This is a genomic window from Ereboglobus sp. PH5-5 (genome assembly GCF_029504805.1).
Taxonomy (GTDB): Bacteria; Verrucomicrobiota; Verrucomicrobiia; order Opitutales; family Opitutaceae; genus Ereboglobus.
In genome coordinates, this window is record NZ_JAQFIT010000018.1 from 1 (window position 1) to 14,127 (window position 14,127).

Below are 14,127 nucleotides of genomic sequence, written 5' to 3' on the forward strand. Positions count from 1 at the left end.
CCGCCGTCCCCGTCGTTGAGCCTGTCGGCGCCGATATGCACCTCGCCGCCTTCGATGACGAAGCCCTTGCTGAACATGTTCGCGGCGTTGAACACGACCGCGCCCGCGCCGGTGCCGCTCACTGTCACGATGGAGTCGGGGCCCTCGATCTTGCCGTTGAAGATGAGCCAGCCGACGCCGTTTTGCGCAATGGAGAGGTTCTTACCCAGCAAGTCGGTGGCATCGTATTCGAGGAGGATGTTCGCGCCGATGGTGACGTCGCTCACACCGGTTTGCGTGATGAAGCCCGAGGCCGAGGCGGTGCGCCCCTGAAAGACAAGGTTGCCGGGGCCGGCAATCGTGAAGTCCTCGTCGGAGGCTCCCACGAGGAGGAGATTGTTGAGGCGGCGATCACCGGACAGGGTGATGGTGGCGCCGGCGAGATTGGCGAGGTCGGTGTTGAAGGTGACTTGCGCGCCTTTTATGTTGGGCTGCGCATCGGGCAGGTGCAGGCCGTCCTGCTTCATCCAGTTGTTGTTCGCCCAAACGTTGTTGGTCGCGCCATCCCAGATAAAAATATCGTCGAAAGGCAGGAGCACGCGAATGCCCTCGTCGTTGCGCTGCGCCACAACAGAGGTGGCGGAGTTGCCGCCGAGGACAACGCCGTTGATGATCGTGCCCTCGGTGAGACTGGTGCGGATGAGCGTCGAGCCGAGGCCCGTGATGGGGTCGGCGTCCCATCCAAGGAATGTCAGCAGGCTGTCGGTTTCATTGACCGATATGGTCCCGGTGAGGATCGAGACGGGGTTGTGCGCGGAGCCGCCGGAAACGTCGATGATCGCGCTGCCGGTGACGTAAATCGCGCCGTTGATCGTCTGCGCGAGCTGGTTGATGTCCAGGGTGCTGTTGTTGGTGAGATAAATGTTTTGCACGTTGGCCAGCAGGTTTGCGCGGGCGAGGTTCACGGTGCCGGCGTTGAGCGTCCAGTTGAGGGCGTTGAGCTTGACGCCGAGGGTGTAGTTTTGGGTGAAAATATTGTCGGCGACGAGCACGCCCTCCTGTCCGACGGTGTCGGAGCTGGCGAGCCAGCCGTTGTCGGCGAGCACGGTGCTGACGTCGGTGCCGGTGATGCGGAGCTGGCCGTTGTCGTTCAGGACAAAACTGTTGCTGCCGGTCAGGGTAACCGTCGCGCTCGCGGTCAGCGCGGCGACTTCAAACGCGCCCGCCGTGCCCGCGCCGGAGGCGGTTTGCGCGCGCCAGACGCCGGTGCCGAAGGCGGAGTCCCCGGCGGCGTGCGAACCGACTTGCGCGTTGTCGCCGGCCACGGTCGTGCGCACGACACCGGCCTGGACGTCGATGCCGTCGGAGATTTCGTTGTCGGTGTTGAGCAGTTCGAGGATGCCCGCGCCGGTCTTGGTGATGCCGCCGGCGGTGGATGCGTCCTTGTCCGCGAGCAGGGATTCGATGGAGAGGACCTGGTTGGCGGTGGTGACGTTGACGGAGAGGTCCGACTTGCCGTTGCGGAGGCTGATGGAGCCGGTGTCGAAGATGAGCGTCGTGGCGGAGCCGGCGTTGGTGACGGTGATGCCGTTGGCGCCGAAGTTGACCGCGTTGGACATGCGGATGGAGGTGGCGTCGGGGTTGATGCTGTCGGCCCCCACATACGCACCGATGACGGCGGTGTTTCTTATGATGTTGAGCGTGCCGGTGCCGAGCGCGCCGCTGACGAGGGTGCCGCTATCCCAGAACGAGTCGCGGCCGATGTGGATGGTCGCGCTTTGGTGGTTGATGTTGCCGGCAAACTCATTGGCTCCGAGGAATCGGATACTGCCGCTGCGCCCCCAGCTACTTTCAGCACCGGTGACAAAGCCGCCCGCGCCCGCGATGACGTGATCCTTGCCGAAGGTGAGAACGCCGCTGCCGCCGAGGCCTTGGGTTCCGGTGACGGTGCTTTTCTGACCGGTCGCGCCGCTGTCCAGATTGAAGACCAGATCGCCCTGATAATTGTTGCCGGCGGTGATGTTCAGCACATTGGAGAGCATGATCGTTCCGCTGCTGGATTGAATGCGCCCCACGTTGATTCCGCCCGAAAGGGTGAGCGTGCCCGTGCCGAAGGCGTTGTCGTTTTTTATGACGGCCTTGCCGGCGAGGTTGTAGTTGCCGGTGTAGCCGCTGTTGTCGCCGTTGTAATAAACAAAACCGTAACCCGTCTGGTGAATGTTGGCCGATCCTGTGATGTTGCCGTTAAAAACCGTGGTGGTGTAGTCGCCGGCGGCGGTCGTGGCCTGGGCGTAGTTATTGATGGTGTAGGTGACGCCGGTGCCGAGCGGGTCGTCGAAGACGCCGTTGCCGTTGAAAACAATCCGGGAAACCTCGCCGTATTGTCCGTTTGTGACCAACTGGCCCAGATCGGTCTGGCGGCGGTGGATGAGGTTGCCGCGCAGGATGAAGTCTCCATTGATGAAGCGTGTTGTGCTTGCCGGGATGACGGTGTTGCTGGAGGCAAGCTGCTCGTTGTAGGTTTCCAGATAGAAGGTCTTGTTGGTGCCGTCGCCGATGACGAACGTGCCGCTGCCAAAATACGCCCCGCCGTAGCTGGCGGCGTTTGCGCCGCCGAGCTGGATGACCGAGGAATCCCGCCAGGTGAAACCGCCGGTGTAATCGCTGTCCTTGTTCATCAACAGCAATGTGCCCGCGCCGGTTTTGGTGATGCCGCCGGAGCCGCTGACCGCGCCGGTCCATTTCAGGTAGCTGACCGTGGCGAGCGTGCTGGCGGCCAGTTCGATGTCGTTTTTCAATTCCACGGCGCTGCCAATGGTCAGGATGGAGCCGCCGTCATGCAGGATTCGCGACGCGGCCCCGGTGCCGGTGCGCTCGAAAACCAGCGTGCCCGATCCGCCGAGCGTGACAGCAGTTTGCACCGAGGTGACGTTCAGGCGCGAGAGCGTGTGGTTGCCGTTAACGTCGATTGTCTTGGCCGCGAGGTTTTCGTCGATGTCCTTGATGGAAACACTGAGGTCCACGCCGTCGGGCGCGACGGGCGTGAGCCAGTTGTTGTCGTCGTTCCAGAGGTCGGTTGTCCCTCCGCCGGTCCATTCAACGGTGGCGGGCGCGCTGGCGGTGAGATACCAATAGTTGTCGGCACCCTGCGTCAGCGTGACTCCGGATTCGTAACCGGTCAGGGAAATATTATCGAGCGACGTCAGGCCCGAGCTGTCGGCAAAACGTATGTAGGCTCCGAGGTCGTTGGTATTCCAAATGCCGCTGGTGTTTTGGACGGAAAGCAGCGCGGCGGTGGTCCAGGTGCCCGCTCCCGCAAAAGTGATTCCGCCGTCGGCCCCGAGTAGCAGCGAACCGCCGCTGGCGAGCAAGTTTAGATTGTCGAAGGATTGCGCGGTGCCTTCCACGCCGAGCGCGCCGCCATTCAGGTTAACATTAACCAGCGAGATCCCGTTGGCTCCGGTGACCTGATTGTTCGCGCGGAGTTGAAGCACGCCGCCGTCGAGGAGCAGGTTGCCGGAAATATTGTAGGTCAGCTGGGATTCCATGCTCATCATGCCCGAGCCGGCTTTGACGATGTTTCGCAGGCCCTTCACAACGCCGGCGCCGTTGGAACCCTTGCCCACGCCGCCGCCACCGGGATTGGTTGTGGTGTCGAGGTAGAGGTTGACGTTCTTGCCCGTGGTGACGCCGTCGTCGCCGAAGATGCCGCCGTCGAGCATCAAGCTGCCGGAGACGCGGAACTGCGAGTTGTTAGTATTATTGCCAACAACCTGGCTATCGGTGCCGAGCGTCACAAGGCCGCCGTTGTTAAAAGACATGAAGGTGGAGCCCAGGTTGATGATCGCCTTGTCGCCACCAGTGCCCGAAACCAGGGTGTCATAACCCTGCGTGTCCACTTGCAGCGTGCCACTGGTGACACTGATGCTGCCGGAACCGAGATAGTTTTTGCCGGCGTCCAAGTGGCCGATCACCAGTCCGCCCGCGCCGACCGTGGTATAGAGAACGCCGGCCGTCACGCGCAGTCCGCCGGAAAAGGTGTTGTTGCCGCTCAAGATCTCCATTGAGTATGCGCCCGACTTGGAAAGTCCGGCGCCTCCCACGAGATTGGTGCTGGCGCTAAAGGTCAGGGAAGCGCGATGGCCGGCGGGGTTGATGACGGCCTCATCGACGTTCATGTTGTAGAATGGCTTGATGCCGGCATTAAGCAAAACATCGCCGTTCCATGTAAAAGCCGTGTTGTTGGCGTAACTAAGGTCGGCCTCGATAAAAATGCGATTGGGAACACTGATTTTATTTTGATTGGCCTGCCCGCGAATGCCGCCGCCCTTGAAGATGATGGCGTTGGTCTCGCCGGCGAGCAGCGCGGCACTGGTAATGTTTCCCCAAGAGTTGGCTCCCTGCCGGGAAATGCGCCCCTGACTGACAATAATGTTACCCGTCCAATTCTCATTCGAGCCCCCGAAACGGTTTTCATGGGCGCCGGTGCGGGCAATGATGATGTCGTGCGTGCCGGTGATGCTGGGATAAAAATAGAAGCTCGCGTCTCCTTCCAAGCGCAGGTCCGAGTCCAGCCGGACGTTGCCGTTGAGTTGATTCCAACTATAAGTGTTTACCGACAAAACCGCCGGCGTGCCCTCCACGCCGCTGTCAAACACCAACGTGACGCCGGCCCCGGGAGTCACGGTATAAGTGGCGCCCGAATTGTTGCTCATGAACAGTTTTCCCAGAGTCCAAGTGCTTCCGCTAACACCAAAGTTCGCGCCGGTGACGGTCTTGCCGCCAAGGGAGCCGCCGAGGTCGCCAAGCACGGCCACGACACCCGGCGCGTTGGGCTGGGCGAGCTGATGCGTGATATTGGTGCCGACAGTGCGCCAGTTGTTGTAATTGGCGGTATCCATCGTGTTGGCCGCGCCCGTCCACTCGACTCGCAGAAAGTCCGGCGCGCCGCCAACCGTGCCGCCGACAGTCGGCGCAAACAATTCGCCGCCGCTGACAATGGCGCCGGGATTGTAACCGTGGAACCAAACTTGGTTCGTCGGGATCGCGCCGCCGCTGTAATGAACATGGTCGGCGTTCGCGCCGTATTGGTAATTGTAAATGCTCAGGTAACCCGTGGCGCCAAGAAAGTTGACATTGTCGAGCGTGAGCGAGGTCGAGGTGTCGATGCCGCCGCCCAGGTCGATGCGCGCCACCGCGCCGGCGCCGATGGTCACGTCGTCGAATGTTTGCGACCAGCCGCCGAGCCGCGCCGCGCCGGTCGAGGCGCTGTCGTAAACCAACACGCCGGAGAACTGGTTGCCCGCGCCAAAAACAAGGTCGCCCGCGCCGATGCCGACGCCGCCGTTCGCGGTCAGGTATGAGTTGCCAAGGTCAAAAACGCCCGCGTCGAGCCGAAGGCGGTTGGTCAGCGTCAAGTTTGTGATCGAGTCGTCCAGCGTGACGCGTCCCGAGCCGGATTTGACAAGCGTGCCCGAAATCGCGACCGCGCCGGCGACCGTGCGCGAAAGTGCCTGCGCGCCGCCGCCACTGAGGTTGATGCGGTAGCCTGCGTTGTCGATGATGCCCGTGTGGCTGTCGTGAAACGCCACGTTGCCCGCGAAATCAAATCCCGCGGCGGGCGCGTTCACAATCGAGGTGCTGCCAAGTATGACATTGCCCTGGTAATCAAAAAGGCCGCTGCCGCCCAGGTCGATGACGCCGCCGAGGAGCCCGAGCGTGGCGTTGCTCAGGCGAAATGTAGCCTGGTTGCTCAGTGTGATGTTCGCGCCGGCGATAATGTTGAGCGTGTGGCCCGGGTCGGCGCCGCGCACTTCGAGCGCGGAGCTGCCGCCGTCCACGCGAATGGTGCCCGAGCCAAAAACGCCCGAGCCCCCGCCGATGGAAAGCGAGGCGCTGTTCAAGTAACCGACGACGCTGCCCGCGCGAATATCGAGCAACGAAAACGTGCTGCCCGCGCCGCCAAGCGTGAGCACACCCGACCCCTGCTTGACGAGCGTGCCGCCACTGAACGCCTGATTCGCGCCAAACGCCAGCCCGGTGAACGCGCTCACATTAATCGTGCGCGAGACGCCGATGCCGGAGACCGAGGCCGCGGTCGGGTTGAACGTGAGCGTGCGCAACACCGTCGCGCCGCCCAAGTCGTCCCGGCTGACATGCAGGTCGGACGCTGAAATATCCAGCGCATTGGAAAGCGTTTGGTCGGCGTTGCCCGCGAGGTTGATTTTTTTCTCGTTGATGTTTGCGCCGAGCACGAGCGTGCCGGTGCCCAGCACGTTGTTCGCGCCGATGACGAGCGTGCCGTTGTTGAAGTTGACCGGACCGGTGACCGACGCGGGCGAGGACGATTCGAGCACAAGCCTGCCGCTGCCGTTCTTGACAAGCGAGCCGGCGGTCAACGCGCCGGAAACGAGGATGTCCGCCGAACTGGTGTCATTATAAAACGTGACCGTGTTCGAACCGGCGTTGAGCGCGCCGAGGAGACTGATCTTGCCGAGCACCGCGCTGTTATTGTTGATGGTGAGGTTGCCATTCGCGACCATGTTGGCGGCAAGCTGAAGGTTGATGCCGCCGGAAAGGGTGATCACCGAGGAAGCGGCGCCAAAAGTAAGCGTCGGCGAAGCCGCCGAGCCGATGGTCAGGGAACGGGTCAAATCGACCCCGTTGGGTCCGATGACATTGAGCGCGCCAATCGTGCGCGCCTCCCCGAGCGAGATGGTCTTGTTGGCGAGCGAGCTGTTCGAGGCGGCGTTGAACACAGCCGTGTCGCCGGCGTTCGAGCCGGGCATCCCGCCGGACCAGTTGGCCGCGTCGCCCCAGTTGGCACCGTTTCCGGTGAATGTGCCCGATGTGGTCTGCGCCGAAATGCCGAGCGCAAAACCTGCAAGTGCAAAAAGGCTGAAAGTGAGACGGAAGGTTGTGGGTTTTGTGCGCATGTGCTGATTTGTTGAAAATGATTTGTGGAAAGCATCATCCAAGCGTCCACTTTCATTGGAGGAAACGCCTGCGTTGATTGTATGTCGGATCGCCGTATTGTAAGAAAAATTAGCACTTTGTTGCAAATTTTTTTACACTGGCATCAAACAAGACCTAATAGAGTCGGCTAATTTGGCAATACTTTTGCATGTAGAATCCTTTTGGTATGCCTTTGAATTCTATCCATGCTCTAAAATATGCCCCAAAAGCCGCGCCCGCCCTTGTTGCCGGGGGCACTAAAATGGAGATCATCCATGGGCTTTGTTTAAGAACCTTCCCGCCGCAAATCGGCGCTACCCCATGATTGTCAGCGCAATTCCGATCACCACACCGATCACCGCGGGCAGTTTTTTACGACCGTTGGACTCATGGAAAATCAACAGGCCGCCCGCAAAGGCCACGAGCACGCTGGCGCGGCGAAAACTGGACACGAGCGAAACGAGCGCCTCGGGATTGCGCAGGACATCGAAGTAAAGGAAGTCCGCCGCGAGCAACGCCAGCCCCACAAGCGGAATGCTCCATCGCCAGTGAAATTCATTGCGCGGCCAAAGGCGCGCTTTCCACGCGAGCGCGAGCGGCGCGAAGATCGCCGCCAGATAAATCGCAAACCACGCCTGCACCGTCGACGCCTTGAAACCGACCGTGCCGAGCAAAAACTTGTCATACAATCCGCTGACCGCACCAAGCAGCGTGCCGCAAATCAACAGCCAAACGGATTTGTTTTTTGAAAAATTGATGCCCTCATGCCGCCCCGCCACCGAAAGGCCGAAAAACGCGCCGATGGTCGTCACCACACCGAGGATTTGCAACCACGACGGACGCTCGCCAAGCACGAGCAGCGCGCCGAAAAGCGTCCACACCGGCCCTGTCGCGCGAATCGGGGCGGCGAGCGAAACAGGCAAATGTTTCACCGCAAAATACGAGCATACCCACGACGAGGCGACGAGGGCGGACTTGGCGAACAACAACAAATGCTGATGCGCGTTGAGCGGTTCCACCCACAAAATCTCCGGCACCGCGCCGGGACTCGCCACCCGCGCGCCCATAAGCGCGAGCCACACCGCCGCGCTGCACACATTCGCAAAAAACAACACGGGCAGCACCGCGTTCCCACGCACGGACGCCTTGGTGAACAAATCGTAACACCCGAGGAAAAACGCCGAAACAAGACTCGCGACAATCCAGTGCATGGGGAAAATTTTGACAATAAAGCCTTCCAGCGTAATCCGCCGCCCGCCATTGCCAAAAACAAAATACCCTTGCTTTTGCATCCCGGTTCTATGTGCTGCGCCGTCTCGTTAGAGAAACGTTAGGTCAACAGAAACTGGTGAGTCGTCAGGAGAGCGCAGTTGTTCGAGTGATGATTTCGAAACCCGATGGTCGGGAACGGACTGGCAGCCACGCTCGCTCTACGAACTCAGATAATATGACAGGTAATTCAAAACTCTACGTCGGCAATATGTCTTTCAAGACAACTGAAGACGAACTCCGCGCCGCTTTCGGCCAATTCGGTTCAGTGACCGACGTCTATGTCGCCATGGACAAGATGAGCGGCCGCCCCCGCGGCTTTGCGTTCGTGACCATGGGCACCCCCGAAGAGGCAAAACTCGCGGCGGAAAAGATGAACGGCGTCGATCTCGGCGGCCGTAACCTCACAGTCAATGAAGCTCGTCCCAAGGAAGAAGGCGGTGGCCGTTCCTTCGGTGGCGGCGGTCGCGGCGGCTTCGGCGGTCGTGAGCGTCGTGGCGGCTTCGGCGGCGGTCGCGATCGTCGCGACTAATCCAGCAGCACCCGACCAAACAAAACGATTCACTAATAAATCGATTTTAAAAACAAAGGCGAAGCCTCAAAAGGGCTTCGCCTTTTTTGCGTAAAAACAAATGCGCCGGCGCCATGCCCCTGCCGCCCATAGCCACCACACGCCACCTCGTTTTGGGCTTCCAAATACACCTGTCCTTTGTTCCCATTTGCCCCGTTGTTTTTCCAGACAAATCCCTCAACTCCGCGGCCTTTTCCCCGCATCACACACCCATGACACGCGTCCTCCTCACCACCACCTCATTCCAAGACACGCCCGGAGCCCACCACGACATGCTCTCCGGTCTCGGCGTCGAAGTTGTCCGCGAACGCGGCCCGCTCCCCGAGTCGCGCATGCTCGAGCTCGCGGGCGAATTCGACGCCTTCCTCTGCGGCGACGACGCCATCACCGCCGCCGTCATCGACAAGTCGCTCCCGCGCCTCAAGGTCATCAGCAAATACGGCATCGGCCTCGACAAGATCGACGTCGCCCACGCCAGCGCGAAAAAAATCCCCGTGCTCTTCACCCCCGGCGTGAACCACACCACCGTGGCCGAGCACACGTTCCTGCTCCTGCTCGCGCTCGAAAAACAACTCCTCTTCCATTGCGACTCCACCCGCTCCGGCGGATGGAAACGCAAGACCGGCCATGAGCTCCTCGCCAAGACCATCGGCATCGTCGGCCTCGGCCGCATCGGCAAGGAAGTCGCCATTCGCGCGCGCGCCTTCGGCATGGATGTGATCGCCTTCGACGTCTACTGGGACGAAGCCTTCGCCGCGCAGCACAACGTCAGGCGCGCCGCCACAAAGGAGGAAATCTTCGCCGCCGCCGACTACATTTCGCTGCACACAAACCTCACCCCCGAGACGCGCGACATGATCAACGCCAAGTCCATCGCCACGATGAAAAAAGGCGCGATCATCCTCAACTGCGCCCGCGGCGAAATCGTGCACACCGCCGACCTCGTTGAGGCGCTCAACTCCGGCCAGCTCGGCGGCTACGGCGCCGACGTGCTCGACCAGGAACCGCCGCCCGCCGACCACCCGCTGCTCAAGCTCCCGAATGTCGTCATCACCCCGCACATTGGCTCGCGCACCTACGAAAGCGTCGTGCGCCAGGCGTGCTGCTGCGTCTCGAACTACAAATCCTTCCTTGAAGGCAAAATCGTCAACCAAGCGAACAAATTCTAAAAATACATAGGAGTCAGAATACAGGAGTCAGGAGCCAGGAGAAAAACCCTTCGGCATCTTTAAGCCTTCTGCATTCTGACTCCTGACTCCTGTATTCTGACTCCTTTACCAATGGAAACCTACCACATCGTTCCCGAAAAACAGCACAACGACCTCGTCGCCGCCGCCTACATGCACCGCGGCTTCCACGCCGACGAGTCCGGCGAGGCCGCGCGCTTCTGCGCCGACGCCACGCGCCACGGCATCCGCACGCACAACGGCATCAAGGCCCTCCACCTCGACCACCTCTTCGGCTCCGGCTCTAAAGGCTGCGTGCCCGGCGCGCAAATCGAGGAAAAACCCTCCCGCTTCGCAGCGACGAAAATCTGGAATGCCAACAAAAAACTCGGCCAGGCCACCGCCTACCGCGCCATGGACGCCGCCATGAAACTCGCCGACCAATACGGCACCGGCACCGTCGTCGTTGACAACGCCTTCCACTATCTCTGGGGCGGCGGCTACGTGATGGACGCCGCGCGCCGCGGTTACTACGCCTACACGAACTGCACGGCGGCGCTCGCCGAGGTCGTTCCCTTCGGCGGCAAATTCCCCACGCTCGGCACCAACCCGCACTCGTGGGGCTTTCCCACCACCGACGCCATCGGCTTCCCGATCGTGATCGACTGGGCGACATCGGTCGTCGCCATGGGTCGCGTGCAACAACTCCTGCGCGAAGGAAAACAACTGCCGCCCAACGCCGCCGTTGACGCCGACGGCAACCCGACCACCGACCCCGCGAAAGCGAAGTCGCTGATGCCCTTCGGCGCGCACAAAGGCTACGGACTCTCGCTCATCAACGAACTCGTCGGCGGCATGATCGGCGGCTCGCTCCCGACAATCCGCAACCGTTGGGAGCAAGTTTCCGAGGGCGACAAGGGCACCTGCTGCTTCTACTTCCAAGTCATCCATCCCGACGCGATCAGCGGCGGCGCGTTTGCCAAGGGCCGCACGCAATCGCAAAACGTGAAAGCCGTCCTTGAGGACATCCTTGGACACGGCAACGACAAGTGCATCCTCCCCGGCCAGATCGAGGCGGAGTTCGCGAAGAAAACGGCGGCCGCCGGCGGCCTTCTCTTCAGCGCGGCGGAAATCGAGGCGTTTAACGAAATCGCCAGGGAAGCGGGCCAGCCGCTCTGGGACCCCGCCTCGTTCAAAACGGTGGAGTTCTAAACAAAATCGTTTTCAACATTCTCAAGGCTCACATGGCGGCGGAAAAAATTCCGCCGCTTTTTTATTTTTATAAACACGCCCGACAAGAAGACGCGACTTTCTCAACGCAAATTCCCCGTCCGTGTTTCTGGCATGCTCAAAAGCCAGCGAACGCCGGCGGTCACTCCGGTTTCCGGCACAGCGCGGCGAAGCCGAGGCAGAGTTTGGTGTTGCGGGAGAACTTGTCGAACAGCGCGCCGGCGATGTTGTTCATCAGATACAGCGGCGCGCCAAACACGCCGAGCGCGCCGAACAGATACATGTTCATGATTTGGAAAAACGCCGCCGCGGAACCGCCGCGCGACAGGAGCGTTTCCATTTCAAAACCGGAATCGACGGCGAGCCGCGCCACGCCTTGCTGCGTGAATCGCCAGTTGTCCGCCGGATGCGGATGATGGAACCACACGTGCGGCACGCTGAAAAGCAGGCGTCCGCCGGGACGCAGAATGCGGCGCAGCTCGCGCATCGCCGCCCATGGTTGCGCGCTGTGCTCGATGACTTCGGTGCAGAGCACAAAATCAAAACCATCCGCGGGCAGTCCGGTTTGCTCGACCGTGCCGACATGGTCGACTCCGGGGCCGGGAGCGATGTCGAGCGTCTCCAGTTTCCAGCCGCGCGCCTCGAAAAGTTTTTTATACGGGCTTTGCTCGCAGCCGGCATCGAGCGCGATTTTGCGCGGCGATTCCGATAGCTCCGCGACGGCTTGCGTGAAAAGTTCGTTGATGTTTTCGGCGAGTTTGGAGAGCACGAGGTAATCGTATTTCCAAATCGAGGGGCGCGTGCGGTCGGTGGCTCGGTGCAGCGCGCGGTGAAACGCGGGACGTCGCGCGGGCGCGGTTTGCGGAGCGGCGCCGCCGTTGTCGGGGAGGTCGATTTTCACTGCCAGATTTCCTCGGCGCGGATGCAGGCGACTTCGCGGTTGTCGCCGGCCTCGAGTTTTTCGAGCGGCGGCACGGCGGCCTGGCAGCGTTCTTGCGCGTGCGGGCAGCGCGGGTGAAACGCGCAGCCGCGCGGCGGGTTGATCGGCGAGGGCGGATCGCCGGGCAGGACGATGCGTTTGCGCGCGCGCTCGACGTCGGGGTTGGGCGTGGGGATGGCGCTGATGAGCGCGCGGGTGTAGGGATGGCGCGGGTGCTCGATCACTTCAACCGCCGGGCCGAGCTCGACGATTTTGCCGAGATACATGACGGCCACGCGGTCGGAGATGTGTTTCACGACGGAGAGGTCGTGCGCGATGAAGATCAGGCTGAGGTTCATCTTGCGCACGAGCTGCGAGAGGAGATTGAGGATTTGCGCCTGGATGGAAACGTCGAGCGCCGAGACGGGTTCGTCGGCGATGATGATTTTCGGGTTGAGCGCGAGGGCGCGGGCAATGGCGATGCGCTGGAGTTGTCCGCCGGAAAACTCGTGCGGATATTTCTGCATGAAGCGCGGCGCGAGGCCGACGAGCGTCATGAGTTCGGCGACGCGCGGCGTGACTTCGGCGGGCGCGCACACGCGGTGCACGAGGAGCGGCTCGGCGATGGTGTCGTGCACCGTCATGCGCGGGTTGAGCGACGCGTAGGGGTCTTGAAAAACCATCTGCATGTCGCGGCGCACGGCGCCGATTTCGTCCGCGCCGCCGGCGGTGAGATTTTTGCCCTCGAGAATGACCGCGCCGCCGGTGGTGGGCACGAGCTGCATGATCGTGCGCGCGAGCGTGGATTTGCCGCAGCCGGATTCGCCAACCAGCCCGAGCACCTCGCCGCGCGCAAGCGCGAGGTTGACGCCGTCAACCGCTTTCACCGCGCCGGCGTTGCGGCGCACGAGAAACCCCTGATGCACGGGGAAGTGCGTCTTGACGTCGCGGAGTTCGAGGATGGGCGGCATGAGATAAATTTTGGATTTTGGATTGGGGATTTTGGATTGATAGGACAGATCGGGCTAATCAGTCGGTTTCAAATTTCCCCGGCTTGCACGCGCAGGCAGGCTTGTTGGTGTTCGGGGGTTACGGGTTTGAGCTCGGGTTGTTGTTGACGGCAGCTTTCCCTGGCGAGTTCGCAGCGGTCGGCGAAGGCGCAGCCGGTGAAGTTTTTTGAGATGTCGGGCGGAAGTCCCTTGATCGTGAAAAGTTCGCGGCCTTTTTGTTGCAGCGAGGGGATCGAGCGTTGCAGGCCGATTGTGTAGGGGTGCCTCGGCTGGTAAAAGAGTGTGCGCGTGCCGGCGGTTTCGACGATGCGCCCGGCATACATGACTTGCACGCGGTCGCAGAGGCCGGAGACGACGCCGAGGTCGTGCGTGATGAAGATCACGGCCATGCCGGACTCCTTCTGCATTTTTTTAATGAGCTCCAAAATCTGCGCCTGCACGGTCACGTCGAGCGCGGTGGTGGGTTCGTCGGCGATGAGAAGCTCGGGGCGCGTGATGAGCGCCATCGCAATCATGACGCGCTGGCGCATGCCTCCGGAAAACTCGTGCGGGTGATAGTGAATGCGTTTCGCGGCGTCGTTGATGCCGACGGCCTCGAGCATTTCGAGCCCGCGGGCGAGCGCGGCCTTGCGGGAGATTTTTTCGTGGATGATGAGCGGCTCGATGAGTTGTTCGCTGATGCGCAGGTAGGGGTTGAGCGAGGTCATCGGGTCCTGAAAAATCATCGAGATGCGCTTGCCGCGGATCGACTGCAACCGGCGCGGCGCGCAGTGGAGCAGGTCAACGCCGTCAAACATCGCCACGCCGCTTTCGATGCGTCCCGGCGGTTGCGGGACGAGGCCCATGAGCGAGTAGCACGTGACGGATTTTCCCGAGCCGGACTCGCCGACGATGCCGAGCGTCTCGCCGCGCTCCAGGTCAAAACTCACGCCGTCAACCGCGCGATACACACCGCTGCGCGTGTGAAAATAGGTGCGAAGATCTTTGACGGAGAGAAGCACGGGAAGAGAAAGGCTGAAGGACTGAAAA

General features: G+C 61.4%; 8 protein-coding genes. 3 read left to right on the forward strand and 5 right to left on the reverse strand.

Annotated features, from left to right (window positions below; all coding sequences use genetic code 11):
* On the reverse strand, nucleotides 1-6,914 hold a 6,914-nt coding region (locus M2103_RS11695; RefSeq protein WP_277510741.1), incomplete at its 3' end, for an autotransporter-associated beta strand repeat-containing protein.
* Nucleotides 6,915-7,247: 333 nt separating this feature from the next.
* Nucleotides 7,248-8,144: a DMT family transporter gene (locus M2103_RS11700; RefSeq protein ID WP_277510742.1), complete on the reverse strand. Its 897-nt coding sequence runs from the start codon at nucleotides 8,142-8,144 to the stop codon at nucleotides 7,248-7,250.
* A 236-nt stretch (nucleotides 8,145-8,380) separates the two neighbouring features.
* On the opposite strand from M2103_RS11700, the gene M2103_RS11705 reads away from it, so the two are divergent.
* The 3 genes from M2103_RS11705 to M2103_RS11715 all read left to right on the forward strand — a co-directional run bounded on the left by M2103_RS11705 (nucleotide 8,381) and on the right by M2103_RS11715 (nucleotide 11,151).
* Nucleotides 8,381-8,734, forward strand: a complete 354-nt coding sequence (locus M2103_RS11705) for an RNA-binding protein (RefSeq protein ID WP_277510744.1) — start codon at nucleotides 8,381-8,383, stop codon at nucleotides 8,732-8,734.
* Between the two features lie 251 nt (nucleotides 8,735-8,985).
* Nucleotides 8,986-9,942: a phosphoglycerate dehydrogenase gene (locus M2103_RS11710; protein ID WP_277510745.1), complete on the forward strand. Its 957-nt coding sequence runs from the start codon at nucleotides 8,986-8,988 to the stop codon at nucleotides 9,940-9,942.
* Between the two features lie 111 nt (nucleotides 9,943-10,053).
* Nucleotides 10,054-11,151 (forward strand): Ldh family oxidoreductase, encoded by a 1,098-nt coding sequence (locus tag M2103_RS11715; RefSeq protein ID WP_277510748.1) that lies wholly within the window; start codon nucleotides 10,054-10,056, stop codon nucleotides 11,149-11,151.
* A gap of 160 nt (nucleotides 11,152-11,311) precedes the next feature.
* Here the strand turns inward: M2103_RS11715 and M2103_RS11720 are convergent, their stop codons facing one another.
* The 3 genes from M2103_RS11720 to M2103_RS11730 all read right to left on the reverse strand — a co-directional run bounded on the left by M2103_RS11720 (nucleotide 11,312) and on the right by M2103_RS11730 (nucleotide 14,099).
* Complete coding sequence (locus M2103_RS11720; protein ID WP_277510750.1) at nucleotides 11,312-12,070, reverse strand: class I SAM-dependent methyltransferase; 759 nt, start codon at nucleotides 12,068-12,070, stop codon at nucleotides 11,312-11,314.
* Nucleotides 12,067-13,059 carry an oligopeptide/dipeptide ABC transporter ATP-binding protein gene (locus M2103_RS11725; RefSeq protein WP_277510753.1) on the reverse strand — a complete coding sequence of 331 codons (993 nt, stop codon included), beginning with the start codon at nucleotides 13,057-13,059 and terminating at the stop codon, nucleotides 12,067-12,069. Before M2103_RS11725 ends, M2103_RS11720 begins: the two co-directional genes overlap by 4 nt.
* Before the next feature lie 68 nt (nucleotides 13,060-13,127).
* A complete protein-coding gene (locus M2103_RS11730) occupies nucleotides 13,128-14,099 on the reverse strand; it encodes an ABC transporter ATP-binding protein (protein ID WP_277510755.1) in 972 nt (323 codons plus the stop codon).
* Nucleotides 14,100-14,127 lie beyond the last annotated feature (28 nt).

Excerpts from the sequence above, each read along its gene's own strand:
- M2103_RS11700 (WP_277510742.1), bottom strand. The coding sequence starts at position 8,144 with ATGCACTGGATTGTCGCGAGTCTTGTTTCGGCGTTTTTCCTCGGGTGT.
- M2103_RS11705 (WP_277510744.1), top strand. The coding sequence starts at position 8,381 with ATGACAGGTAATTCAAAACTCTACGTCGGCAATATGTCTTTCAAGACA.
- M2103_RS11710 (WP_277510745.1), top strand. The coding sequence starts at position 8,986 with ATGACACGCGTCCTCCTCACCACCACCTCATTCCAAGACACGCCCGGA.
- M2103_RS11715 (WP_277510748.1), top strand. The coding sequence starts at position 10,054 with ATGGAAACCTACCACATCGTTCCCGAAAAACAGCACAACGACCTCGTC.
- M2103_RS11725 (WP_277510753.1), bottom strand. The coding sequence starts at position 13,059 with ATGCCGCCCATCCTCGAACTCCGCGACGTCAAGACGCACTTCCCCGTG.